This window comes from Methylophaga sulfidovorans (assembly GCF_900114205.1).
In the GTDB taxonomy this organism is placed as follows: domain Bacteria; phylum Pseudomonadota; class Gammaproteobacteria; order Nitrosococcales; family Methylophagaceae; genus Methylophaga; species Methylophaga sulfidovorans.
Window position 1 is genome coordinate 62882 of record NZ_FOSH01000013.1, and the last position, 23330, is coordinate 86211.

General features: G+C 41.7%; 21 protein-coding genes. 10 read left to right on the plus strand and 11 right to left on the minus strand.

Going from position 1 to position 23330, the window contains the following annotated elements; translation table 11 throughout:
• Window positions 1-170: 170 nt before the first annotated feature.
• Genes BM232_RS11235 through BM232_RS11245 form a run of 3 tightly spaced genes read right to left on the minus strand, consistent with a single transcriptional unit; the run spans window position 171 to window position 1632 of the window.
• Window positions 171-662, minus strand: coding sequence for an FMN-dependent NADH-azoreductase (locus tag BM232_RS11235; protein ID WP_091714716.1), 492 nt, complete (start codon window positions 660-662; stop codon window positions 171-173).
• A complete protein-coding gene (locus tag BM232_RS11240) occupies window positions 659-1093 on the minus strand; it encodes a GNAT family N-acetyltransferase (protein ID WP_091714719.1) in 435 nt (144 codons plus the stop codon). Before BM232_RS11240 ends, BM232_RS11235 begins: the two co-directional genes overlap by 4 nt.
• A gap of 2 nt (window positions 1094-1095) precedes the next feature.
• The gene (locus BM232_RS11245) at window positions 1096-1632 is read right to left on the minus strand and encodes a carboxymuconolactone decarboxylase family protein (protein WP_218153338.1); all 537 of its coding nucleotides are present in this window, start codon (window positions 1630-1632) and stop codon (window positions 1096-1098) included.
• Window positions 1633-1710: 78 nt separating this feature from the next.
• On the opposite strand from BM232_RS11245, the gene pdxR reads away from it, so the two are divergent.
• Window positions 1711-3141 carry a MocR-like pyridoxine biosynthesis transcription factor PdxR gene (gene pdxR / locus BM232_RS11250; RefSeq protein ID WP_091714723.1) on the plus strand — a complete coding sequence of 477 codons (1431 nt, stop codon included), beginning with the start codon at window positions 1711-1713 and terminating at the stop codon, window positions 3139-3141.
• 31 nt (window positions 3142-3172) lie between these two features.
• On the opposite strand, the gene BM232_RS11255 is transcribed toward pdxR, so the two are convergent.
• Complete coding sequence (locus tag BM232_RS11255; RefSeq protein WP_091714724.1) at window positions 3173-4057, minus strand: LysR family transcriptional regulator; 885 nt, start codon at window positions 4055-4057, stop codon at window positions 3173-3175.
• A gap of 93 nt (window positions 4058-4150) precedes the next feature.
• Here BM232_RS11255 and BM232_RS11260 point away from each other — a divergent pair, with 93 nt between their 5' ends.
• Together BM232_RS11260 and BM232_RS11265 are read left to right on the plus strand one after the other, a co-directional pair.
• Window positions 4151-5722, plus strand: a complete 1572-nt coding sequence (locus tag BM232_RS11260) for an NADH-quinone oxidoreductase subunit L (protein WP_177207317.1) — start codon at window positions 4151-4153, stop codon at window positions 5720-5722.
• On the plus strand, window positions 5719-8103 hold the full coding sequence (locus BM232_RS11265) for a YbcC family protein (protein WP_091714729.1): 2385 nt from the start codon (window positions 5719-5721) through the stop codon (window positions 8101-8103). The genes BM232_RS11260 and BM232_RS11265 overlap by 4 nt, the downstream gene beginning before the upstream one ends.
• Window positions 8104-8119: 16 nt before the next feature.
• Here BM232_RS11265 and BM232_RS11270 read toward each other — a convergent pair whose 3' ends face one another.
• Window positions 8120-8671 carry an NUDIX domain-containing protein gene (locus BM232_RS11270; RefSeq protein ID WP_091714731.1) on the minus strand — a complete coding sequence of 184 codons (552 nt, stop codon included), beginning with the start codon at window positions 8669-8671 and terminating at the stop codon, window positions 8120-8122.
• 108 nt (window positions 8672-8779) lie between these two features.
• Here BM232_RS11270 and BM232_RS11275 point away from each other — a divergent pair, with 108 nt between their 5' ends.
• Window positions 8780-9901, plus strand: coding sequence for a choice-of-anchor A family protein (locus tag BM232_RS11275; RefSeq protein WP_091714734.1), 1122 nt, complete (start codon window positions 8780-8782; stop codon window positions 9899-9901).
• 72 nt (window positions 9902-9973) lie between these two features.
• On the opposite strand, the gene BM232_RS11280 is transcribed toward BM232_RS11275, so the two are convergent.
• Together BM232_RS11280 and BM232_RS11285 are read right to left on the minus strand one after the other, a co-directional pair.
• Window positions 9974-10411 (minus strand): hypothetical protein, encoded by a 438-nt coding sequence (locus BM232_RS11280; protein ID WP_091714736.1) that lies wholly within the window; start codon window positions 10409-10411, stop codon window positions 9974-9976.
• 88 nt (window positions 10412-10499) lie between these two features.
• Complete coding sequence (locus tag BM232_RS11285; protein ID WP_091714739.1) at window positions 10500-11537, minus strand: helix-turn-helix domain-containing protein; 1038 nt, start codon at window positions 11535-11537, stop codon at window positions 10500-10502.
• An 83-nt stretch (window positions 11538-11620) separates the two neighbouring features.
• On the opposite strand from BM232_RS11285, the gene BM232_RS11290 reads away from it, so the two are divergent.
• On the plus strand, window positions 11621-12082 hold the full coding sequence (locus BM232_RS11290) for a hypothetical protein (protein ID WP_091714741.1): 462 nt from the start codon (window positions 11621-11623) through the stop codon (window positions 12080-12082).
• An 82-nt stretch (window positions 12083-12164) separates the two neighbouring features.
• On the opposite strand, the gene BM232_RS11295 is transcribed toward BM232_RS11290, so the two are convergent.
• Together BM232_RS11295 and BM232_RS11300 are read right to left on the minus strand one after the other, a co-directional pair.
• A complete protein-coding gene (locus tag BM232_RS11295; RefSeq protein WP_091714744.1) occupies window positions 12165-12386 on the minus strand; it encodes a plasmid stabilization protein in 222 nt (73 codons plus the stop codon).
• Window positions 12387-12778: 392 nt separating this feature from the next.
• On the minus strand, window positions 12779-14182 hold the full coding sequence (locus BM232_RS11300; RefSeq protein ID WP_091714746.1) for a nicotinate-nucleotide adenylyltransferase: 1404 nt from the start codon (window positions 14180-14182) through the stop codon (window positions 12779-12781).
• 449 nt (window positions 14183-14631) lie between these two features.
• Here BM232_RS11300 and BM232_RS11305 point away from each other — a divergent pair, with 449 nt between their 5' ends.
• The 5 genes from BM232_RS11305 (at window position 14632) to BM232_RS11325 (ending at window position 21040) form a co-directional block, all read left to right on the plus strand.
• Entirely contained in the window at window positions 14632-14976 is a 345-nt protein-coding gene (locus BM232_RS11305; RefSeq protein WP_091714748.1) for a winged helix-turn-helix domain-containing protein, read from the plus strand.
• 168 nt (window positions 14977-15144) lie between these two features.
• Window positions 15145-17148, plus strand: a complete 2004-nt coding sequence (locus BM232_RS11310; RefSeq protein WP_091714750.1) for a TonB-dependent receptor plug domain-containing protein — start codon at window positions 15145-15147, stop codon at window positions 17146-17148.
• An 11-nt stretch (window positions 17149-17159) separates the two neighbouring features.
• Complete coding sequence (locus BM232_RS11315) at window positions 17160-18446, plus strand: ABC transporter substrate-binding protein (RefSeq protein WP_177207318.1); 1287 nt, start codon at window positions 17160-17162, stop codon at window positions 18444-18446.
• A gap of 29 nt (window positions 18447-18475) precedes the next feature.
• On the plus strand, window positions 18476-19783 hold the full coding sequence (locus BM232_RS11320) for a di-heme oxidoreductase family protein (protein ID WP_177207319.1): 1308 nt from the start codon (window positions 18476-18478) through the stop codon (window positions 19781-19783).
• Window positions 19784-19855: 72 nt separating this feature from the next.
• Complete coding sequence (locus BM232_RS11325) at window positions 19856-21040, plus strand: MFS transporter (protein WP_091714759.1); 1185 nt, start codon at window positions 19856-19858, stop codon at window positions 21038-21040.
• Between the two features lie 39 nt (window positions 21041-21079).
• Here BM232_RS11325 and BM232_RS11330 read toward each other — a convergent pair whose 3' ends face one another.
• Window positions 21080-22882: a putative bifunctional diguanylate cyclase/phosphodiesterase gene (locus BM232_RS11330; protein WP_091714762.1), complete on the minus strand. Its 1803-nt coding sequence runs from the start codon at window positions 22880-22882 to the stop codon at window positions 21080-21082.
• The gene (locus tag BM232_RS11335; protein WP_091714765.1) at window positions 22821-23168 is read right to left on the minus strand and encodes a response regulator transcription factor; all 348 of its coding nucleotides are present in this window, start codon (window positions 23166-23168) and stop codon (window positions 22821-22823) included. The genes BM232_RS11330 and BM232_RS11335 overlap by 62 nt, the downstream gene beginning before the upstream one ends.
• Window positions 23169-23330 lie beyond the last annotated feature (162 nt).

Below are 23330 nucleotides of genomic sequence, written 5' to 3' on the forward strand. Positions count from 1 at the left end.
TGATGTCAGGATGAGTTATAACAATCAGGAAGTTAAGCCATGGTTAACAAATGTAAATTTCTATTAACTCATATTGTGAAGGAAGTGGCTGTCGATTTGTTGTTGGATAGTAAACCATTCTTGCTCAAGGTGTTTTTCACCCATAACGCTGCCTTGAATAACAAAAAATTTCAGCGAGCTGATGCCGATGGTTTCAAATATTGTTTTAGATAATTTTGTAAAAAATCTGGTTGATTGCCATCAAGCAAGCCGCCTGCTGATATAGCGATATAAACGGGGCGATCAGCCAGCGTTCCTATTTTTCCTTCCGATGTGGCGGTAAAAGTTTTTCCTATTCTGACCACATGATCTACCCAGGCTTTCAGGCAGGAAGGAATGGTAAAGTTATGCATCGGCGTTGCGATGATAAGGACATCAGCTGATCGTAACTGCTCAATAAGCGTGTCGGATAAAACCAGACTGGCAGACATTGCATCATCATTATGACGAGACCGCAGACTTTCGGCATAATCTGTATCAATATGTGGCAAGTCATAGGCATTTAAGATTTGCACATTGGTTTCAGCGTGATAAGTCTTCTGATACGTTTGTAAAATCATATCTGCCAGTTGATTGCTGATGGATAATTCTCTATTGCTGGCTCTGATAAGTAAGATATTCATACAAGTTGGCTCAGTCTGTTTCTAAAACGTATGGCTTGCGTCAGTAGACCCTGCCGAAAATAAAATTTCTGGGCGAGGGCCATGGATAAACCGGTATCTAAAACAAATTCATCACATTCATGATGTTTGGCTATTTCCATTACTGCCCGTAATAAACGTGCACCGTAGCCAGCAGATCGTTGGGATTCACTGATGACTAAGTCATCGACATAAAGATACCGGCCATAAAGCAGGTTTTCTTGTATTCGGTATCCTGCCAAGCCAATGATGTCGTCTGCTTCTATCATGGCTAATAAGACATAGTTCTGCAGCTGCTGACGTTGTATTTGTTCAATAAACTGTTTTTCATCAAGTAAGTGTGGTCTTAACTGTTTCATGACTGGATAGGCCATGTGAAAGTCATGTTTATCTGTTAATGGCTTTATCTGCATAACTAATTTAATCCAGCTTTGTTTAGGCCATAAATGACATCTGCAGAACCCGGTTCTACTTGAAACGCTACGCCTAAGCGATTCCAACCATTAATTAAAATAATGAGAAAGCTGAGATCTGATATCTCTTTGTCGGGAAGCACCTCCTGGACTTGTTGATAGATTTGGTCAGAGACACCTTTTGCAGCAAGATGAGTGAGTGTTTCAGTCCATAATAAGGCGGCTTTTTCGCGTTCACTGAATAATGGTGATTCATGCCAAATAGCAATGTGATGAAGTCTTAACTCTCGCTCACCTGTTATTTTGGCTTGTTTAATATGCATATCCAGACAAAAGGCACAGCCATTGAGTTGTGATGCTCTGATAGTAACAATGTCATTGAATTCTTTTGCTGTTTTATTCTTTTTTAGAAACAAATTGAAATTCATATATTTAGAATATAAATCAGCTGATAATTCAGGATAGTTCAGTCGTTGTGACATAAGGTTTCTCTCTGTTGTAAAGTGCAGAGAAATAATCGCAATATATGGCGTTGGCATACAGAGCCATATTTGACGTTTTAACCTAGGCCATAAATCAGCAACTTTATCAGAGCGTAAGTATCAAGCCGATAACAAATGACTCAACAAGCAAAACCACTACTAACTCTCGACAAGATAACGTCTGAACCCATTCATCTTCAGATATCTCAACGTCTTAAACAAGCTATTGCCGATGGTAAGTTAGAACATGGCGAACGCTTGCCATCGACGCGAGTGTTAGCCAGTCAGCTGAATGTCGCCAGAGGGACAGTGGAAAATGCTTACGCTTTGTTAATGGGAGAAGGCTTACTTATTACAAAGGGACAGGCGGGCACGTTTATCAATGTTTCTTTTAATAACTCAGCTAAGACAAAACCCGCTCGAGCAAAGCAAACGAAATTTATTAATAACTCTAAAAGAGCGGTTACAAAACAAGAAAACACTTTTTTGTTTCAGCCAGGCTGTCCGGCATATGATGCTTTTCCCAGAAAGACCTGGGCAAGGTTGGTGTCATCTCAGGTCAGACAGCAGTCATACAAAGAGTTATCGCATTCTGATGCAATGGGGTATTTACCACTCCGGCAAGCTTTAGCCAACTATCTGCGTTTGTCACGTGGCGTCAACTGTGAAGCAGAACAAATCATTATCACGGCAGGCTATCAAGGTGCTTTAGATTTACTGATAAAAAGTTTGTCACTGGCTGGACATGATGTCTGTATGGAAGATCCGGGATACTTGTTTGCCTCCAGGTTATTACGTGCTTCTGGTGTCAATATTATTCCAGTGCCTGTTGATAATGATGGGCTGGATATCAATAAAGCCAGGCTGTTAACAGAGAATCCTAATCTAATTATTGTGACGCCATCTCACCAAAGTCCGCTTGGCATGTCTCTATCACCAGAGAGGCGGGTCGGGTTATTAGAGTGGGCTAAACAAAGCGGTTCGTGGATTTTGGAAGATGATTATGATGGTGAATTTCGTTATTCAGGCTATCCATTACCGGCATTAAAAAGCCTGGATGATGCCGAGCAAGTCATTTATGCCGGTAGTTTTAGTAAAACGTTATTTCCTGCCCTTAGACTGGGGTATATGGTGTTACCTACACCATTGGTTGAGATTGCCGAAAAATATGCATCACTGTCTTATCAATCTTTACCACTGCTATCACAGCAAGTTGTGACAGCCTTTATGGCAGAAGGGCATTTTGCTATGCATTTAAAGAAAATGCGTGAGTTATATGCTGAGCGATGTGAGCTGACAGCCAATGCACTGACTACTATCTTAGGTGATTATCTGCAGGTCAGTACTTATAAAAATGGTATGCATTTTGTGACTGATGTGCATACTCAGCAAAATGATAAACAGATTGCAGAGCAATTCAATGCCCGGGGATTTGCTATCCAGGCCTTATCAAACTGGACGACTGAAGTGATATACAACGGTCTTATCATTGGTTTTACCAATGTCAGTAATAAAACCGTAGCAGAGCAAACGGCAGTAAAGTTAAGGCAATGTTTTACTCGCTAAAAAGCTGTTGTATCAAAACTATTGCTAACACTTAATCCACAATATTCTTTTGTAGCAGATCGGTGACTATTTCAGGGACAAATGTGCGTTTAATAGTGATGGCATAAAAGTGTTCATAGACATTAGGTAATATTTGGTATTCGGACAAATTACCACTGGATATTTCATCTTTAACGACGACGGCGGGTAGGGCAGTGATGGCGCCTGTATCACGAACCAGAAGTCTTAACATCGCCATATCATCCGCTTCAGCAATAATATCGGGCTCATAACCAAGCGTTGCACAATAGGCATCAAAAGCCGAACGAATTTCGGTGATTTTGGTGGGCAGAACCCATTTCAGTTTTTCATAACCTTGTGGAAAGGTTTTTTGGGGATTTTGTTGTGCTGGTCCGATAATCGATACCGATTGTCTCGATACCAACTGACTCTGCCATATCGCATCATCATTTTGTTGACTGACAGAACGATTAGTCAGTACCAGATCCAGTTCATGACTGGTGAGGCCGTTTAATAAATTGGTCATACCACGGGTGGTCAGCGTGAAACTGACATTAGGCTGTTGTAGTAACGGGCTGATGAAGCTTTCCGTGAAGTTTCTGGATAAGGTTGTCAACACACCAATATTAATGTGTTTTTGGGTGGCAGTGCCGCCTTTATTAATAAATGACTGTAGTTCTTCACCTGTCGTAAAAATTTCATCGGCATAAGTCAGCACTTTTTTGCCTATATCGGTTAATAACAATTGTCTGCCGGCACGTTCAAACAATCTGACGTCCATTGTGGTTTCCAGCTGTTTGATTTGTTGTGACAGTGCGGACTGTGAGACATGGCATTCTTCAGCCGTTTTAGTGATACTGCCAGACAGGGCTACACGCCAGAAGTAATAGAGATGATGATAGTTGATTTTTGCCATGGTTAAGTAAAACTTATCTATTTGTTAATAAATATCTATTTTATTTATATTAAAGCATTTGCCATACTTTCACCATCTTAAGGAGGAATGTGTGTGAATCTTGATCTGACAACCGTTTTCCCATTACTTATTCCATTAACTTTGTCCATAGCTGGTCTATTCACTGGCTTGAGTCGTATCAGTGATAACACTCGTCAGACTATGCTGAAATTTATTTCACTGGCGGTGATTATCTCTGCAGTCATTATTAGCTTTGGTCATATTGAGGTAACTGAAAATCCACAAGCCTTATTAGCTATGAGTAATGTGAACCTGATGGTGTTATTGCTGGTGTGTTTTATGACGATTGTGCTGGTGAAGTTTTCCCAGCGTTATCTATTTGCCGAAAAAAATACCCACCGTTACTGGCGTTGGTTGTTTCTGAGTCTGACTTCTGTGTCAGTGGTGATTGTCAGTAATCATTTATTGATCTTCTGGTTAGGCTGGGTATCAATCAGTTTATGTTTTCACCGTCTATTATTGTTTTATCCAGATAGACCCCGTGCTGTCCTTGCTGCCCATAAAAAATTCATTCTGGCCAGAGTGGCTGAACTAGCTCTGCTGGTAGCGATTGTTCTGTTATATACACAACTGGGTACTTTTTACCTGAGTGACATAACGCACTATTACCTGACATCTGCGTCAGCTTCTGAGCTTAGTTTGGCAGAAAAAGTAGCGGCGATAATGCTTGCTATCACAGCATTAATTAAATGTGCCCAATTACCGCTTCATGGCTGGTTAATCCAGGTGGTAGAAGCGCCGACACCCATCAGTGCTTTATTACATGCTGGTATTATCAATCTGGGTGGTTTTTTATTACTTAGTTTTGCACCATTATTTACATTCAGTATCGCTGCTCAGTGGCTGATTTTGATTGTTGCTGGTTTGAGCACATTGCTCAGTGCCTTAGTGATGATGACTCGCATCAGCGTCAAAGTGAAACTGGCCTGGTCGACTTGTGCTCAGATGGGATTAATGCTTATTGAATGTGCTTTGGGTCTATACGAGTTGGCAATGCTCCACTTGATTTCTCACTCACTCTATAAAGCGTATATGTTCCTCGGTGCCGGTGATGTGCTTCAGGAATATAGTCTTAAGCAATTAGCACCTCAGAAAAACGTTACCTTTATTTCTGCGTTGTCGAGTTTGTTACTGGTGATTCTAAGTACCGCCAGTATTGTCTATTTCACCAGTTATAGCGGCCCTTTAAGTGTCTGGTTATTAGTGAATACCGCCTTGGCTTTATATCTGGTGTCTGCTGTCAGAAATGGCACTATCCTGCAGTTTTTAACATCGTGCCTGACAGTGTTATTACTGATTGGCTTTTATATGGGGGGAAAAATCATGCTGAGCTGGGTGATGCCAACATTGCCTGCAAGTGTGATGTTTGATGCCATGGATATTTGGCTGTCTATTTTATTTCTTGCCTTATTTGTTTTAGCTGTGCAGGTGCGTGTATTCCCACAAGCTAAAGCGACACAAATCTTATATCGATGGTTATTTTCAGGTCTGTATTTAGATGAGTTAATGACCCGACTGACATTGTTTCTGTGGCCTATTACCTTACGACCCGAACCCTACTTTGAAAACAATAAGCAGACGCTTACTAAGGAGTCCACGCCATGAATAAGGTCGATGCCAAATTAACCGAACTGAGTGCTGATCATGCTGCTGCTATCAACAAGGCAAGCTCACTGATTGCTCCAAGCTGGCCACTAGATCGTTTTATTGCTGTGAATGCATTATGGGAGTTTCGTGATCAGCCTATTGAAACTGCTTCAGCCAGAGTAGGGGCATTACAAGGTGTGAAAGCCACCATGTCAGCCGAGTATTATTTAGACTTATTTAAGCAGGGTGAAATAACTGAAGCAGCATTACAAAAGTCGGCAAAATCTTATGGTGTCGATCTCTCAGTCGATCAGTTAAAAGCCACATTACTTCAAGCAGAGCCTGAAGCGGCTTTAAGTATTGCTGAAATTGCTGATTTGAGTCGTGATCATCACAGAATGCGCTGGCAGGACGAGATTGTGCATCAAGTCAGTCAGTTTTGTGGTGAGTATGTTAATCAGGAGCCAGAGAGTTTAGATGCACTTTACTCAGCATGGCTCGAATTTACACGCCATGATTATGGTATGTCATTGCTGATGGGCGAGAAAAAGCTGCGTCATGCTTTTACTGAATTACCCGATAATATTGAAAGTCTGTTCGCTGAAGCGGTCATTGAATTGGAACTCTCGCCTGAGGCTCTGGAGTTATACGCGCATAAATTATTAATGTGTATTAATGGCTGGGCTAGTTACTTTGCATGGCAACGTTGGGAAAGCCAACTCAATAACCAACAGACGGCTTGCGTTGAAGCTTTACTCGCTATCAGAATTGCATGGGACTTAATTATCTGGCGTCAACTGAAAAGTAAGGCTGGTCAAGTTGAATTCAAGGCTTTGAAACAGCAGTGGTCCTTGCAAAAAGAGGCGTTAAACTCTTGTATTGCCGAGCACCATGACTATGCACGTCATTATTGGATTTGGGCGTATGCCGCAGAGCTGACTTATCAACAAGATTTACAAACAACCTTAATTAAACCTGCCCAACCGCTCAGTAAGTCGCCATCCTTACAAGCTGTATTCTGCATTGATGTACGTTCGGAACGTATGAGAAGATCATTGGAATTACAAAGCGAGGGCATTCAGACAATCGGCTTTGCTGGCTTTTTTGGATTACCTATTAGTTACCAACCCGCCAACACTCAGGCGAGTCGTCCACAACTGCCGGGTTTAATCGCGCCATCAGTGCAGGTTAGTGAAAAGACAGCAGATCAGAAGAAGCTGACAAAAGTCAGTAATGCAAGTACCTGGAAAAACTGGGCAAGTTCACCTGTTTCATCATTCACGATGGTGGAAACCATGGGCTGGAGCTATGCCTATAAACTAATTAAAGATAATTTCTTTAGTAAAAAGAAAGAAAAATTACTTAATGAGTTCAGCCACCATCAGGATTGGCAATTAAGCAGAAATCGCGCTGAATTAAGCCTGGATGAAAAAGTGTCGATGGCGTCTGGTGTGCTGACCGGAATGGGGCTGACCAAGGTTTTTGCGCCAACCGTTTTATTATTAGGCCATGGTAGTGAAACACGGAATAACCTACATGCATCAGGTCTTGACTGTGGTGCTTGTGGCGGTCAAAGCGGCGAAGTCAATGTCCGTGTCTTATCTGGTTTATTGAATGATCCCGCGGTGAGGCAGGGACTTAAACAATCAGGTATTGATATTCCAGAAACAACACGATTTATTGCTGGGCTACATAACACTACTACCGATGAGATTGTCTGTTTTGAGCCGTTAAATAATGACAATATTGAAAGCTGGTTAAAGCAGGCAGCGAAGCATACTCGTCGTGAACGTGCTCAAACAATGGATGCGGCTTTAAAACAACTTGATGATAACGCCTTAGAGCAATCACTTAAAGATAGAGCAAAAGACTGGTCAGAAGTACGTCCTGAATGGGGCTTAGCCAATAATGCGGCATTTATCGTGGCGCCTCGTCAATATACACGGGCACTTGATTTAGATGGTCGTACTTTTTTACATGATTATGACTGGCAGACGGATACTGACTTTGCCTTATTAGAGCAAATCATGACGGCACCTATGATTGTGACGCAATGGATTAATATGCAATACAACTTGTCAGTTACTGACAACACCTTCTTTGGTAGTGGTAATAAGTTATTACACAATGCCGTGAATCAGCATGTCGGTGTGTTTGAGGGAAATGGCGGTGACTTGCGTATTGGTTTACCGATGCAGTCAATTCATGACGGTGAAAACTGGCGTCATCATCCGGTTAGATTGAGTGTATATATTGCTGCTCCCAAACAAGCGATTGAAAAGGTGATGGCTAAACATAAAGCAGTACGTGATCTTGTCGACAACGGTTGGTTATTTATATTGCAGTGGTCCGATAATGATGAAATAACATGCTATCAGAACGGTCATTGGCATAACTAGATCTTTCAAACGGCGATTATTTTTGACGCATTACGGCTAACTTGAGTAGTGCAGCCACTGACATCGCATCAATGATGTCGCCGTTCATTGCCATATCTATGGCTGTGTCGACAGGGACTTTTATCAACTCGATATCTTCTGTTTCTTCAAGATCTTGCTTACCAGCGGTCAGCTCAGTTGCCAGAAAAATATAGGCTTTTTCATCTGTCACAGAGTTAGATGTTCGTAGTTCCATTAATGGCTGCCAGTGAGCGGCAGTGAATCCTGTTTCTTCCTTGAGTTCACGTTTAGCCGCTTCAAGCGGAGGCTCGTCTAACGGACCACCTCCTTCGGGAATTTCGATAGTGGTTTCATTGTTCGGGTAGCGACTTTGTTTTACTAGCCAGGTGTTATCGTCTTCATCAATGGCGACGACACCAATTGCCCGGGATTTGAAATGAACAACGCCATAGATGCCTTCTGAGCCATTGGGTCTGATGACTTCTTCATGACGAATTTGAATCCACGGATTGTCATAGACTATCTGTTGTGATTTTTGTCTCCAGCCACCAATTTTTGTTTTTGTCATATTTTGGGAATTTAATTTATAAAAAATGTAAAAATAGTACTTTAGTACAATAGTTTTTTACTTGCAGAGAGAATAAAATTTAGATAATCATATATAAGGAAGGCTTAAATGCGTATATCTAAACTTGCCATGGTCGGAGTGGCCGCTCTAAGTGTTAATCAGTTAGCTTATGCTGATGCTGTTGAAATAGACGCAATGTCTCTTCTTAATCAATACAACCTTATTACCAGTGGTAATGTCATCAGTACCTCTGAAATAGATGGTAACGCATTAATCGGTGGTAATGTCACTGGAGGCATGTATAACATGCATGCAACCTCCAATGCAGTCGTTCCTTCTCTGACTGTTGGTGGTGACCTTAATGGTGGTGTGCAAACAAAAGGCAAGGGCGTTAACATCGGTGGCAATGTATCAGGCTCGCTTAATATTAACGATGGTGGCGATGTTTATGTGCAGTCTGTCTCCGGCACGGTGCAAAATAGCGCTAACGGCCATGGCTCAACCTCAGTCGTTGGCAATATTTCAGGCACGGTAAGTACTAATGGTGGTAACACTACTTATGGTGGTGTTAATACAGGCACTGCTGCTGCTAACGGTGGTGGTAATGTTTATAACCAACCTGTGTCAGTGCCATTTGACCCAGCTGCTGCAGCGGCAAATGCGGTTAATACATTAGGCCAGTTTTCAAACCAGTTAGCAGGTACTGATTTCAATAGTGACTACACTATCTCTCCTAGTGGCAAAGTGACTTTTACTGCCACACCAAATACAGATGGACTGGCTGTGTTTAATATTAACGATGGCGAGAGCTTTTTCGATAGTGTTAAAGAGTTTTCATTTAATCTAGGCAGTGCTACCAGTATTTTGTTTAATGTCTTTGATGACGCGCTTTCTGAATACGATATTAGTGTGAATTTCCTGGCAAACTCAGCAGTTGATTTAGCCGATATGATGTTATGGAATTTTGTTGATGCAGACAGTCTTCATATCACATCACAATTCGGCGGTAGTATTTTAGCACTGGGTACGGATGTCGTTACTCATGGCAATATTGAAGGTACATTAGCTGCTAGAAGCCTGAACCAAAATGCTGAAATTCACTCACAACCTTCTGGTTTTATACCTCCATCAGCCGTGCCAGTCCCGGCAGCTGCATTTTTGTTTGCGCCAGCTTTACTTGGTTTCTTAGGTCTGCGCCGCAAAGCTAACGCATTGAAAGCAGCTGCTTAAGTAAGCAACGTAGTTCATATTAAAAAAGCCACCTTAACGGTGGCTTTTTTTATCAAGCATTTTTCTCAATGTTTATTTTTGTCTGCTTAATGTGGCACAGCCTGCGGTTGCATGTTCCCATGTTTCCACATAACAAGTGCCAATGGTGTTGTCATCAAGAATACGACCATGCACAAACCCATGGCTTGGTGTTGAAACCCAGGTGAATGATTTGTTATCTGGATAGATAACGCCAAAAAAGTTTTTAGTCCCGTCAGCATAAGTAAATGTGCCGCGAAAACGGCGATCCTGCTGTTCTGTAATAGTGACTGTTTTATCATCCCAGGTTTTATAACCTTTTTCATCTGATACCGTCAGATTGACGCCACTCCAGGTGCCGACCAGATTAGGGATCTGTTTCGCTTTGATTTCAGTGTTGTAATAGTAATAAGCGATTCCCGCCGTATTCACTAAAACGAGTAACCACAATAAGAATTGTGAAGAGGCATTACCGGATTGTTTTTTTATCATTCTATTTCTCTCTTTAGGTGAAAAGTAATAACTACGAACATCATAATAAAGTAAATCTAAGCTCGACTTTTGACGTTTCACTTAATGATTACGCATCAAATAAAAACATCTTATTTTTAGAATCTTGCCGAAACTGGCGGGGTGACAGACCAAATTGTGCTTTAAACGCCCGACTAAAGTGGGCCATATTATTAAATCCGGATTCCAATGCGATTTCGGTAATAGTGCGATGCATAAACTGCCGGCTGTTTAATTTCCGATAAACACTGTTGAGTCGTTGCTGGGTGACGTACCGCATTAACGAGGTATGCTCAGCCTGAAGGAGATTATTGATGTAACGCACTGACAGACCAACAGCCTCAGATATCATTTTTGGTGATAAATCATGATAGTGGCAGTGTTGATTGATATACCGTTTCACATGAAATAAAGTTGAGCTTTGTGTGTTGGATAGCTGAACTGATTTAGGCTCCAGTTGATTCAATGATAAGGTCAGTAAATCAACCAGTGGATCGTGCAGAGAATGAAAGGTGTTGCAATCCAGTATGTCCAGCTGCTGTGTCAAAGATTGAATACAGGAGGCAGTAATAGCCGCTGTGCCTGATTTAGTAGATATTTTCTTTGCTGTCAGATTACCTATATGGCTGATCCGTTGTCTGAAATAGTCTCGGGGCAGCGATATAATCACTTTTGAAACGGCCTGTGGCATGGTAATACGATGCCACTGTGTTGCATCGTACAAGGTCATATCGCCTTTTTCTAAAAAGACTTCGCGGCCGTCTTGTTCGAGTTTGTACTTTCCTTTAGTGACTAAGACAGCAAAATAACAATCCTGACTGATATTCGTTGGTTCTCTTGATAAACGCTCTATCTGAAGTGAGTGGGTTTTAATAGGCGAAAAGCGCACACCATTTGACCATGGATATATCGCCATTTCATTAAATACAGGCTCATCATTAAACGGGGTGACATCGACATTGGCGTACTCACGACCAATCACTTCTTTTAACCAATCCAGCCGGTGTGAATGTGGTTGATCATCAGTACAAAAGCGCTGCCCATGTAGTTGGTAAAGGCTAGTATTCATGCTTCTCTCTCTTATATTGCCCATCGCTCTATCAGTCATGTTATTGCGCCTTTTGAGTCAAGACGTCATTTTTTATAAGTGGATAATAACACAGAAAAAAATAGAGATTTCAGGAGAGAAATATGCAGAATAAAACAGATAATAACGTGAATATAGTTATGCTCAGAGGGGCCTGTTTATGGATTCTGATGGCATTAGTTCTTGCGTGGTGTATCGTGGGCTTATACAACCAACTTGGATTCTTACAGGAACTAATACCTGGCTCACCTAAGCGTGTGTTACAGGCACACCTGGATTTTCTTATTATGACTGCGTTGATTTTGGGGTATTACGCTGTCAAAGTCCCTTTACCATGGCATGTTCGTTGGGCAATGGTCGTGGGCGCTTTCACCAACTCAAGCCTGTTTCTGATGTATGCCTTGTTTCCCGTTTTAGATCCTTTACATGATGTATTTAACCCTGCGGTAACTGGAGCAGGGGTGTTTAATATCTATTTGTATACCAGTTTATTGATGACCAGTTATGGCTTTGGTAAAGGGGCAGTGATTATTTTGAAATCAACTTTTACAGAAAAAACAGAATAACGGTGAGTCTATTAATATTGGCAGTTTATATCTTGAACAAGTATTGACGCAGTGTGAGTAAAGTCACTGACATTTCTGATAATCAGTGACTTTTCTTACCGCCATTTCGACTAGTACTGTGGTTGTCTTTTTTTCCACGGCCAGAGCCGGATTTATTACCACCACCAGATGTTTTATTGACTGTTGCCCAGGCAATTCTTTCGGCTTCTTTTTCTGAAACACCCTGTTCTTTGTAACTTTCTTCTATATGTTCGGCTTTGCGTTTTTGTTTGTCGGTATATTTTTCTTTACTGCCTTGTGTCATGACTTACTTCCATTAAAAACTAAACAATTTTACTGAAGCTGACATTGGAGGTAATTGATCGTTTCTGTGAGATCAGGTCCTGTATTTGTCGTGATCATGGCGCGTTACCAAAAACTCAAGACCAGCACCAATATCTTCCTCGCCACAGGCAGCCATATCATCAGGACTACCGGCCAGCGCTTCCTGATGCGTTAATATCAAATCTCATTGTTCGTTAACAGACTTACTGTCACTGTCTTGCGAATTATCAGGATGGAGTATTGAGTTTTTCTGCATGGCAATATCCTGTGGTGATTGAATGTTCTGTATTAACGTCTGACATCGATATGATTTGTACAGACGACATTTATAAGACTAATTAGCCCATTTCATCATGACCACAGCCATGCGGATTAGTTGTCATAACCAAATAAATGTTGTTGTTTTATTTTCTCAGCAACTACTTCGGGGACCATAGACTCCCATCCTTGTTGCTTATCCATGATCATTTTTAATACATCAGGTGAGAAGATAGGTAAATAGGCCTCAGTAAACTCATCGAGTTGTTGCACGTGTTCACCATGCTTCAGATATTCATAGAGGTAGGATTGTTTAGCATCGACTTCAAGATTATCTACCTTATACAAAGTATTGGTCTGCGTATCCTTGTATGGATAGATATAGAGTTTGACATTGTGTTTGAACAGGCGCCCAAAGCCTTCAAGAATACCGCCTTGTAAATGGCTGTAATATTTATCATTAAATAACTCGGCGAGACTGTGGGCTCCCATTGTTAAGCCGATACGGCGATCGGTATATCGGGAAAGGTAGGTCGCTAATCGATAATACTCTGGATAGTCGGAAATCAAGACGGTGTGTCCAGTTGCCTCCAGCACATCAGCACGGCTGATAAAGTCCTCCAGATCAATACTGTCGTTTTCACCTTGCAGATTATGCATGGTGATTTCCATGATAGAAATGGTGTCTTCGGGCAAGGCTTTATTATCTGCATCAAACTGTTTTCGTGCTGAGTTGAGCATATCAATATTCACGTGAGTGACAGGTCTAAAACGACCGCGTTCGACCAGCACATTTTTCTTACGCAGATGTTCAGATGGTTGCAGTACTTTACCGTCTGCAGAGAACATAGCTGCATCGCTTAAACCAAGCTGTACCAGACGTAAACTGATGACGCGATTATCGACATGTAAAAAGGCGTCACCGTGCATATCGACCATATCCACTTCAATCCGATCAGTCGTCAGATTATCCAGCAATGATTTCACTAATAGATCCGGGCTTTGATAATAGTGGAAAGCACCATAAACCAGATTGACGCCGATAATGCCGAGTGCTTCTTGCTGTAATGAGTTTTCATTATCCAGCATACGAACATGAATAATAATCTCGCTTGGTGCGGCGTGGGGCTCTGTTTGAAAACGCACTCCCAACCAGCCATGGCATTCATTGGTGCCGTGATAGTTACGGGCGGACACGGTATCGGCAAATGCAAAAAACGCCGTGGTATCACCGCGTTGTTCACTTAATCGTTCAATATTCAGCTTATATTCGAGGTCAAGCATATCCTCAAGCCGTTCACGACAAACGTAGCGGGGGGCTTTACCGTAGATATCATCACTGACTTTCATGTCATAGGCTGAAATGCTTTTTGCAATGGTCCCAGCTGCACCACCCACTCTGAAAAAACAGCGGACAACTTCCTGTCCGGCGCCAATTTCTGCAAATGAGCCATAACGGTTATTATCAAGATTCACTTCGAGTGCTTTTGCACCTGGGGATAGAATTTTGTGTTCCATAACTGACCTTCGAGTGCGGGTGAGAATAAGACGATATCTATTGTGTCTATGAACAAGCAGACTTATGGCGTAAATGACTTTGTTATCTGAAAGCCAAGGCCTAACCTAAGTAGATAAACATCATCACTTAAGCCATTTTTCACATAATTAGTGAAAGTATTCAACCTTGATAAGTTTATGAAGACATTATTAATCGATGAATCTATTTCGATTAAGCATAGTTTGAATAAGTGAGAGTCAGTTTTGCATTTCAGCGAGACGTTCTTCGACGGGTATTTGAGCCAGCACTCTGGCAGTAGTTGGATATAGCTTCCGGCTAAAATTCACTACAAAATTGAGACGTTTTATTATGATGAACAAAACCAGCATCAGGCACAGCATTTTTGTGTGTAAAATACCTAACAAGCTGAATTTGCCTTACTGTTTATCCGATGATGCGAAATAAATCCATGAGTAATACATCCATCAAAATCCGACTTCATCATCATGACAATATTGCATTTGGGCCGGGTAAGGCTGATCTGCTTGATGCAATAAAAGAATATGGTTCTATATCTGCTGCTGGCCGCAGTATGGGAATGTCATATAAACGTGCCTGGGATTTGGTTCAGACCATGAACCAGAGTTTCAAACAGCCGCTTGTTACTACATCGAAAGGTGGCAATCAAAAAGGCGGAGCAGTTGTGACTGACTTGGGCGAAACCGTCTTGCTTCAATACCGTGAAGCGCAAAAAATGGCTGATATAGCAACAGCTGAACAGCTAAAAATCCTGTCTAAGCTGCTTTCAAAATAAGACTACTTCCTTAACGTTTGTTTTTATATTCCGATATGTTTTGAGAAATATATCTGATATTATCTGCCATATTCCGGTAGGTGTTTCTATTTTGTGTTCAGCCAATCAGGCTGCAATAGCAAATTTTTATAGCTATCGATATGTTTTGTTATATATATCGGAGAAAGAATGAAAAAGTGGTTCCCAATATCAGCATCTAGTTTGTTAACGTTGCTAACTGTTAACTCGGCACTGGCGGAAAGCTTTGAGCTTGGCAAAATCGAGATCGTGTCAGAATCACCATTGCCAGGTATTGCTGATGCAACTGTAGATGCAAAGGCGATGCGTGAAGAAAACCGAGAAACAGTTGATGAAGCCTTGGATCGTTTGCCTGGCATCACAGTGTCACAAAATGGTGGCAGAAATGAGGCTATGGTCAATGTAAGAGGGTTTGATTTACGTCAGGTGCCTGTATTAGTGGACGGTATACCTGTCTATGTCCCTTATGATGGTTATGTCGATTTAGCTCGCTCTACGACATTCGATTTATCTGAAATCAATGTGTCCAAAAGTTTTAGTTCACCGTTACTGGGGGCTAATACATTAGGAGGGGCTATTAACCTTGTTAGTCGTCGTCCAGTTGAACAACTTGAAGGGGAAGTAGGGGCAGGATATAACACTGGTGATCACACCAATAGTGAAGGTAAGCGTAGTTGGATTAATATTGGTAGCAACCAAGGTGTTTGGTATGGGCAATTAAGTGCCAGTTATTTGCAGCAAGACAGTTTTTCAGTATCCGATGATTTTGACGGGGCTGAAAATAACTCAGGCCAAGGTTCAGGTGTTCGTGATAACGCTTACCGTAAAGATAGCAAGGTAAACATTAAGCTCGGATTAACGCCAAATGACACGGATGAGTATGCTGTTGGTTATATCAATCAGGATGGCGAAAAAGGCACACCACCATCGACGATAAGTTCGAAACCACGTTATTGGCAATGGCCATATTGGGATAAAGACAGTATCTATTTCTTAAGCACTACATCGTTGTCCGATAGCAGTTATATCAAAACACGTTTATATCGCGATACCTTTAAAAACCAGCTTTCCAGTTATGATGATAATAGCTATAGCAGTCAAACTAGGCGCTCTGCTTTCAATAGCATTTATGATGACACAACTTATGGCGGCAGCATTGAATATGGAAAAACATTGGGACGTCATCAAGTAAAGCTGGCTGCCCATTACAAACTTGATGAGCACAAAGAGCATGATAAAGGTGAACCTGAAGCAAAGTTTCGGGATAGAACAATGTCGTACGGCATTGAAGACACCATCAAAATGACTGACAAACTAAATCTGGTCCTTGGTGCGAGTTATGACACCCGGAAAATTATTGAAGCCTACAAATATGATAGTGACTTAAGTGGATTTGAATATTTCAGTCATGATAAAAATCAGGCGTTCAACCCACAGATTGGTTTGTTTGCGAAACTGGATGAGAAAAATGATGCTCGGGTGACACTGTCTCAGAAATCCCGTTTTGCCACAATTAAAGATCGCTACAGTGGTAGCTTTGGTTCACGCTTGCCAAATCCTGATTTAAAGCCAGAGCGTGCCACAACGATGGAGTTAGGCTGGAATCATAAACTGGATGATTTTGGTCGCATTCAATCGACAGTTTTTTATAGCCATATTAAAGATTTAATTCAGTCTGCAGCACTGACTGCTGCCGAGTTAGCTGCTCATCCAGATCTTGATTCTGATGCCACACAAAATCGTAATATTGGCGAAGTGGATGCAAAAGGGCTCGAAATAGCTGCGGACTTTTGGTTTAGCCAGTGGGAATTTGGTGGTAATTACAGTTATTTAGACCGTAATAACAGAAGTTCAAATGCCCGTTTACTGGATACGCCACGTCATAAACTGTTTATCTATGCCAACTGGACAATATCGCAAGCTTTAAGTCTTGGTGTCACCACGCAGTATGAAAGTGAACGCTACAACGCCACAGATGCCTCACGTCAATCAGCGGGCTTCACTGTCTCTGGATTAAGAGCGACATATAAGACGTCATCTGGAATAACAACAAGACTGGGCGTGGAAAATATCTTTGATAAATATTACAGCTATGATGAAGGTTTCCCAGAGTCGGGCAGAACGTATTACGCCAATATGAGCTATCAGTTCTAATGGGTGTGAAAATGTTGAGAAAATTATACGTTTTAATAGGCTTATGCTTGCCAGCTAGTCATGTCGACGCTGACATATTGAATATCATGACCAGTTATCCTCAGCCAGTGGTATCAGCATTTCAGCAAGCTTTTGAAGAGACTTATCCTGATGTTGAGTTAACTTTTTTCTGGCGTCGACCTGATGATGCCTTGAATACATTACTGCAAAATAATGCAGAGGATGTTGATGTGATTTGGATGCCATCTGTCACCACATTCAAATCACTGGCTGACCATCAATTATTACAAGCAATCAATATCGACCTCACCGGTTTACCGCAAGCCATTGGTCATATGCCAATTTCAGATCCTCATCATCGATATCTAGCCTTTGAGATTGCAGGTTATGGAATATTTATTGATAAACAATCACTAGAAAAGGAAAAACGCTCAATACCACAAACATGGACTGATTTAACTGCTCCAGCATGGCAAGGGGAAATAGCTTTACCTGTGCCGTCAAAAGTGGGGTTTGCTCCTATGCTGATTGATCAGTTAATTCAAGCTGAAGGTTGGGAAAAGGGCTGGATTACTTGGCAGAAAATAGCCGCTAATAGCAAACTTATCAGCCAAAACGCACCTTTTATGACCGAGCGTGTGCAAACCGGTGAAGTCAGAGCGGTGCTTGTGATGGATTTTTTTGCGTTTACTTCCATGCAGCAAACAGGGAATTACCAATTTATATATCCCAAACAGACAGCATTTAACCCAGCTCATATCGGCATCACGATAAATAGTAAACATACTGAACTTGCAGCTAAGTTCGTTGAATTTATGTTATCTGAGCAGGGCCAAGCTGTTTTGTTGGCACCGGATGTCAAACGTTTACCTGTGCGTGAAGCCTTATATGATGCTAATCATATGATGGTGAATCCATTCAAGCAGATCTCAACACAAGCTTATGATTACCAACTTGGTAGTGCTCGTCGTGGATATATCAGCATGATTTTTGATGCTGCTATCAGCGATATTCATCCATTTTTGGTGAAAGCCTGGACGTTAGTGAACGACCTGAAACAACAAAAGTTGAATGATGCTGCTGCCAAGCAATTGGTGTTAATTCAACAACAGCTTGAGTTATGGCCGATTACGCAAGCAGATAATACGTCCGAAATGGTAAAAGCATGTGAAACAAGCCAGCAAAATACTCTGTGCATGCAAGAGCATCATCGTATTCGTGTGCTATTAGAGACTCAATATCAGCAAGCAATCCAACAGCTTGAAACATTACGTTTTGAAAGTGAAACTCACTCGTGATTAGAGTTTTGGTGATGCTGATTTTGTTGATGCCACAGTCAACATCTTGGGCTGATGACAGTCCATATACAGAAAATCGTCACCGTTTGGCTTTAAAGCAATCGATGAAGACAATGACGGCTGACCAATTTGCTGAATTTAGCCAGGGAAGACGTTTATTTGAACAAATGTGGGTGATTGCGCCGTCATTAGATGATGATATTGATGGCTTAGGTCCACTATATAACAGTATCTCTTGTTTACAATGCCATCCAGCAAATGGCCGTGGTCATGCCCCAGATAAACCCGAGCAAAAACTGGATGCGATGTTAGTGCGCTTGAGTCAGCTGGATAAGAAAGGGAATATCATCACACCACATCCCGTCTATGGAGAACAATTACAGGATAAGGCCGTACCAAGTGTCAAAGCTGAAGGACATGTGAGTATGGCATATCGCTATTTTAATGTGACTCTGAAAGATGGTACGGCAGTGCCTATGCGTGAACCCAAGGTGATGTTATCTCAAGCTGCATATACTGATTTTTCTGATGTACTGACCTCTGCACGAATTGGCCCAGCGTTGATTGGGATGGGGTTTATTAATGCGATACCTGCCGAGCAAATTATTGCTAATGCTGATCCTGATGATCTTAATGGCGATGGTATCTCGGGACGAGTTAACTGGATTAAAGACTCTATGACAGGGCTAACTCATATTGGCCGGTTTGGTTATAAAGCCAATGTGGCGTCTTTGAAAGCACAAGTTGTTAATGCTTTTCATGGTGATTTAGGCATAACGTCTTCTATTCATCCAAAAGAAAACTGTACTTTAGTTCAGAGTGACTGTTTGAAAGCCCTGAGTGGAGGAGAACCAGAACTCAGAGAAGCACAGCTCAATGCCGTCACTGTTTATATGCAATTACTGGCAATCCCCAAGCCTTTGTCCATTGATAATGAGCAATTATTGCTTGGTCAACAGATGTTTAATAAATCAAATTGTCTGGCTTGCCACCATGCCAAATTTACTACCAGCAAAGAGACAAAACCTCAGCAGCTAGCTTCAACGACTATCAGTCCTTATAGTGATTTTTTATTGCATGATATGGGCGAGGGACTCGCTGATGGTAGGCCGGACCAAGGTGCCACAGGCAGAGAATGGCGTACAACGCCACTATGGGCAATAGGGCTATCAAAGATAGTGAATAGTCATGCGAACTATCTACATGATGGCCGAGCCAGAACGTTGCTTGAAGCCATTTTATGGCATGGTGGTGAAGCACAAGCCAGTCAGCAGGCGGTAATAAACATGTCTTCAGAACAACGGGAAGCCTTACTGAATTATCTTCAGCGCTTGTAATCTGAAAATCTTAATATTAGTTTAACGCGTCCTGTGTTACATTGCGCGCCTTTGCAATAAGCCATCAAGCACATGACCTCTACAGATACATCATCACCTTCTTATTCATTGCCTTGGGTGATTTTTGCCCTCGCGGTTGGTGGCTTTTGTATTGGCACCACGGAATTTGTGGCGATGGGACTGATTCAGGAAATCGCTGCTGATCTTAAGGTGTCGATTCCGTCTGCCGGGCATTTCATTACGGCTTATGCTTTAGGGGTGACTGTCGGTGCACCAGCCTTGGCTATTCTGGGCGCTAAGTTACCTCGTAAAACCTTATTGCTGGGTTTGATGGTGTTTTATGGTCTGGCTAATGCGATGACGGCATTTGCCGATAGTCCGATAACCATGTTGCTCAGTCGCTTTATTGCTGGCTTACCTCATGGGGCCTATTTTGGTATTGCGTCATTGGTTGCGGCTGATTTAGCGGGGCAACATCGCCGGGCAACAGCGATTGCTCAAGTAATGATGGGCTTAACCATAGCCAATGTAATCGGCGTACCGTTTGCTACCTGGCTGGGGCAGTCTTTCGGCTGGCGAACTGGCTTTGAGTTTTCAGCGATGATTGCACTGGCGACCATTCTAGCCATCAGCTTTTTTGTACCGCGTATTGATGCACATCCATCTGCCAGTTTTCGCAGTGAGCTGGCGGGGTTTAAAAACATCAATATGTGGCTGACATTAGCTATAGGTGCAATTGGTTTTGGTGGTATGTTTTCTGTTTACAGTTATGCATCACCCATTCTGACGGAATATACCGGTGCCAGTATAAAAGTCGTGCCTATCGCCCTAGCAGTATTTGGTACAGGCATGGTCATTGGTGGGCTTGTGGCAGGCTGGTTGGCTGATAAACATTTGAATAAAACGATTGTTGCCGTTTTAGTCAGCTCATCGATTGCATTCATTATTGCTGGTCTCAGTATGACGCAGCTTTATTCAGCGATAGCGGCCATGTTCCTAATCGGTTTTACCGTAACAGGCTTAGCAGGTGTATTACAGATTCGGCTAATTGATGTGGCCGGTGAGTCACAAGCCTTAGCCGCATCACTTAACCATTCGGCATTTAATGTTGCTAATGCTTTAGGCGCCTTTTTAGGTGGCTTTGTACTTAGTCAGCAAATGGGCTGGATTGCGCCAGTTTGGGTGGGTTTATTGTTAAGTTTATCCGGCCTTGTGGTGTTTAAAGTAGCGCTTAGCGTTGAAGCCCGAACAATTTAATAAATGCAGCTATTGTTAAACAGGGTTTATCAGATAGTGTTAGTGAATTTGAATGCCATTTTTCGATAATAACAATTCGAAGTCATGGCCGGGAACGGGCTTGGAAAACCAGTAGCCTTGAGCATAATCGCAGCCAACCGATTTCAAAAAGTTTAACTGTGCTTCGTTTTCAACGCCTTCAGCAATGACTTTAATTTTCAACTTATGCGCCATCACAACAATGGCTTCACACATAACCTGATCATCTAGATTGATATGAATATTCTGGATAAAAGTGCGATCAATTTTTAAATAATCAACATTCAGCTTTTTTAAGTAAGCTAATGAAGAATATCCCGTACCAAAATTATCAAGTGAAATTTCAATCCCCGCATGTTTTAACATGCCTAATCGTTGTTCGGTCAACGAGCCTTCATTCATCATCACCCCTTCAGTAATTTCCAGGGAAATCGCCTTATTGCTAAGTGCCTTTTGTGATAAAAAATCTATCCATTCTTCCAGATCACAAGATTCGTTTTGAAACTGTTTAGGCGATATATTGATGCTGAGCTGAAAGTTTTCTATATATTTTTCCTGCCAGGATTTCACTTGAGATGCACTCTGGCGAAATACCCAGTCGCCTAACTCACAGATCAGTCCAATATCTTCGGCTATAGGGATAAACTCATCCGGGCTGATGAACCCGAGTTCTGGATGTGTCCATCTAAGTAAAGACTCCGCTTTATCAATCATGCCTGTTTCAAGGTTAACTATGGGCTGATAATGTATTGAGAACTGGTCTGAACCCATTGAGTTTCGTAGATGTTTTACGATCTCTGTTTTATTAAGGGCATGCTGAGCCATGGAAACATCGAAAAAAGAAAATTTGTTACGACCAGAGAATTTTGCATGATACATAGCCTGATCAGCGTGCTTGAGTAATTCTTGAGTTGATTCACCGTGCTCAGGGTATAAAGCAATGCCAATACTAAATGAGAAATACAGTCTTTCTTCACCTAAAATAAACGGTGATGCCATAGCATCGAGAAGTTTTTGTGCGACAGTACTCGCATCGTCTACTGAGGTGATGTCGAGCAGGCAGACGGTAAATTCATCTCCTCCCAACCTGGCTATCAGATCATCTTCACGAATACATGTTTTTAAGCGTAATGCCGTTTCTTTTATGACGGCATCACCGACATCATGGCCCAAGGTGTCATTGATATCTTTAAAGTTATCAAGATCAAGAAACAAAATAGCGCATAATTGGTTGTCTTGCCTGGCAATGGAAAGAGTGTCTTCCAGGCGTTCCATAAACGCACGCCGATTAGGTAAATCAGTTAAAGGATCGTTATATGTCAGTCTGCAAATAGCTTCCTCTGCAGCTTTACGTTCGGTGATATCGGCAAATATTGAACAATAATGTGTGATTTCACCAGCACTATTGGTAATAGCATTAATAGTTATCCATTCGAGAAATAACTCTCCATCTTTACGTTTATTCCAAATCTCACCGCTCCATTTCTTATCACGAGAAAGTGCAGTCCACATCTCTTGATAAAACTGTTTATCGTGCTTACCTGAACTGAGAACTCTCGGATTTTTTCCAACAATATCATCTTCCTCGAAGCCTGTGATTTCAGTGAAGGCGGTATTGACGGCCATGATCTTATTGTCATGACTCGTTATTGTCATTGCCACTGAGCTATGAAAGAAAGCAGATGAAGTGATGTTAATGAGATCAGTGTTATCTGATTCTTTAGAGTTATCTGATACTGCGTTGAAGAGGTTGTCCAAACTGCTAAGTCTTAGTGGACATTGCTCCTTGGCGAGGCAAATCAAATGGAGATGAAATAATCTCATATTGTTCGTTGAGTAAAACGATATTCACGTCAGGATTGATACGACGTAATTTATGAATAGTACATTCAGGCATCTGGCTGAGAAAGTACGTATCAGCAATTACCACATCAACTAAATTCGTTTTGAATAATGAGAGCGCTTTTTCACAATCCTCAGCGATAAGATAATTGCTGATATTAGTGCCGAGAACATTCTGAACTTTATGTTCTAAATTTTCATTTTTACCTAAGTATAGAACGTTGAACTTCGTCTTACCGAAGTTGCTGGGATGTCGGATTGATGCCATAACTTTAATACTCAATTAGTCTGTTAGCTGATGATTTCTTTATCGTGTTGGGGTAATGATGTGTATTTAAATTTAGGGGCTGATCCAGATAATACTTAAAAAGGTATTATCTGAGCATGAGAAAAAGCCGATTGAGCTGGTACAAGCAACAGCGATTAATTG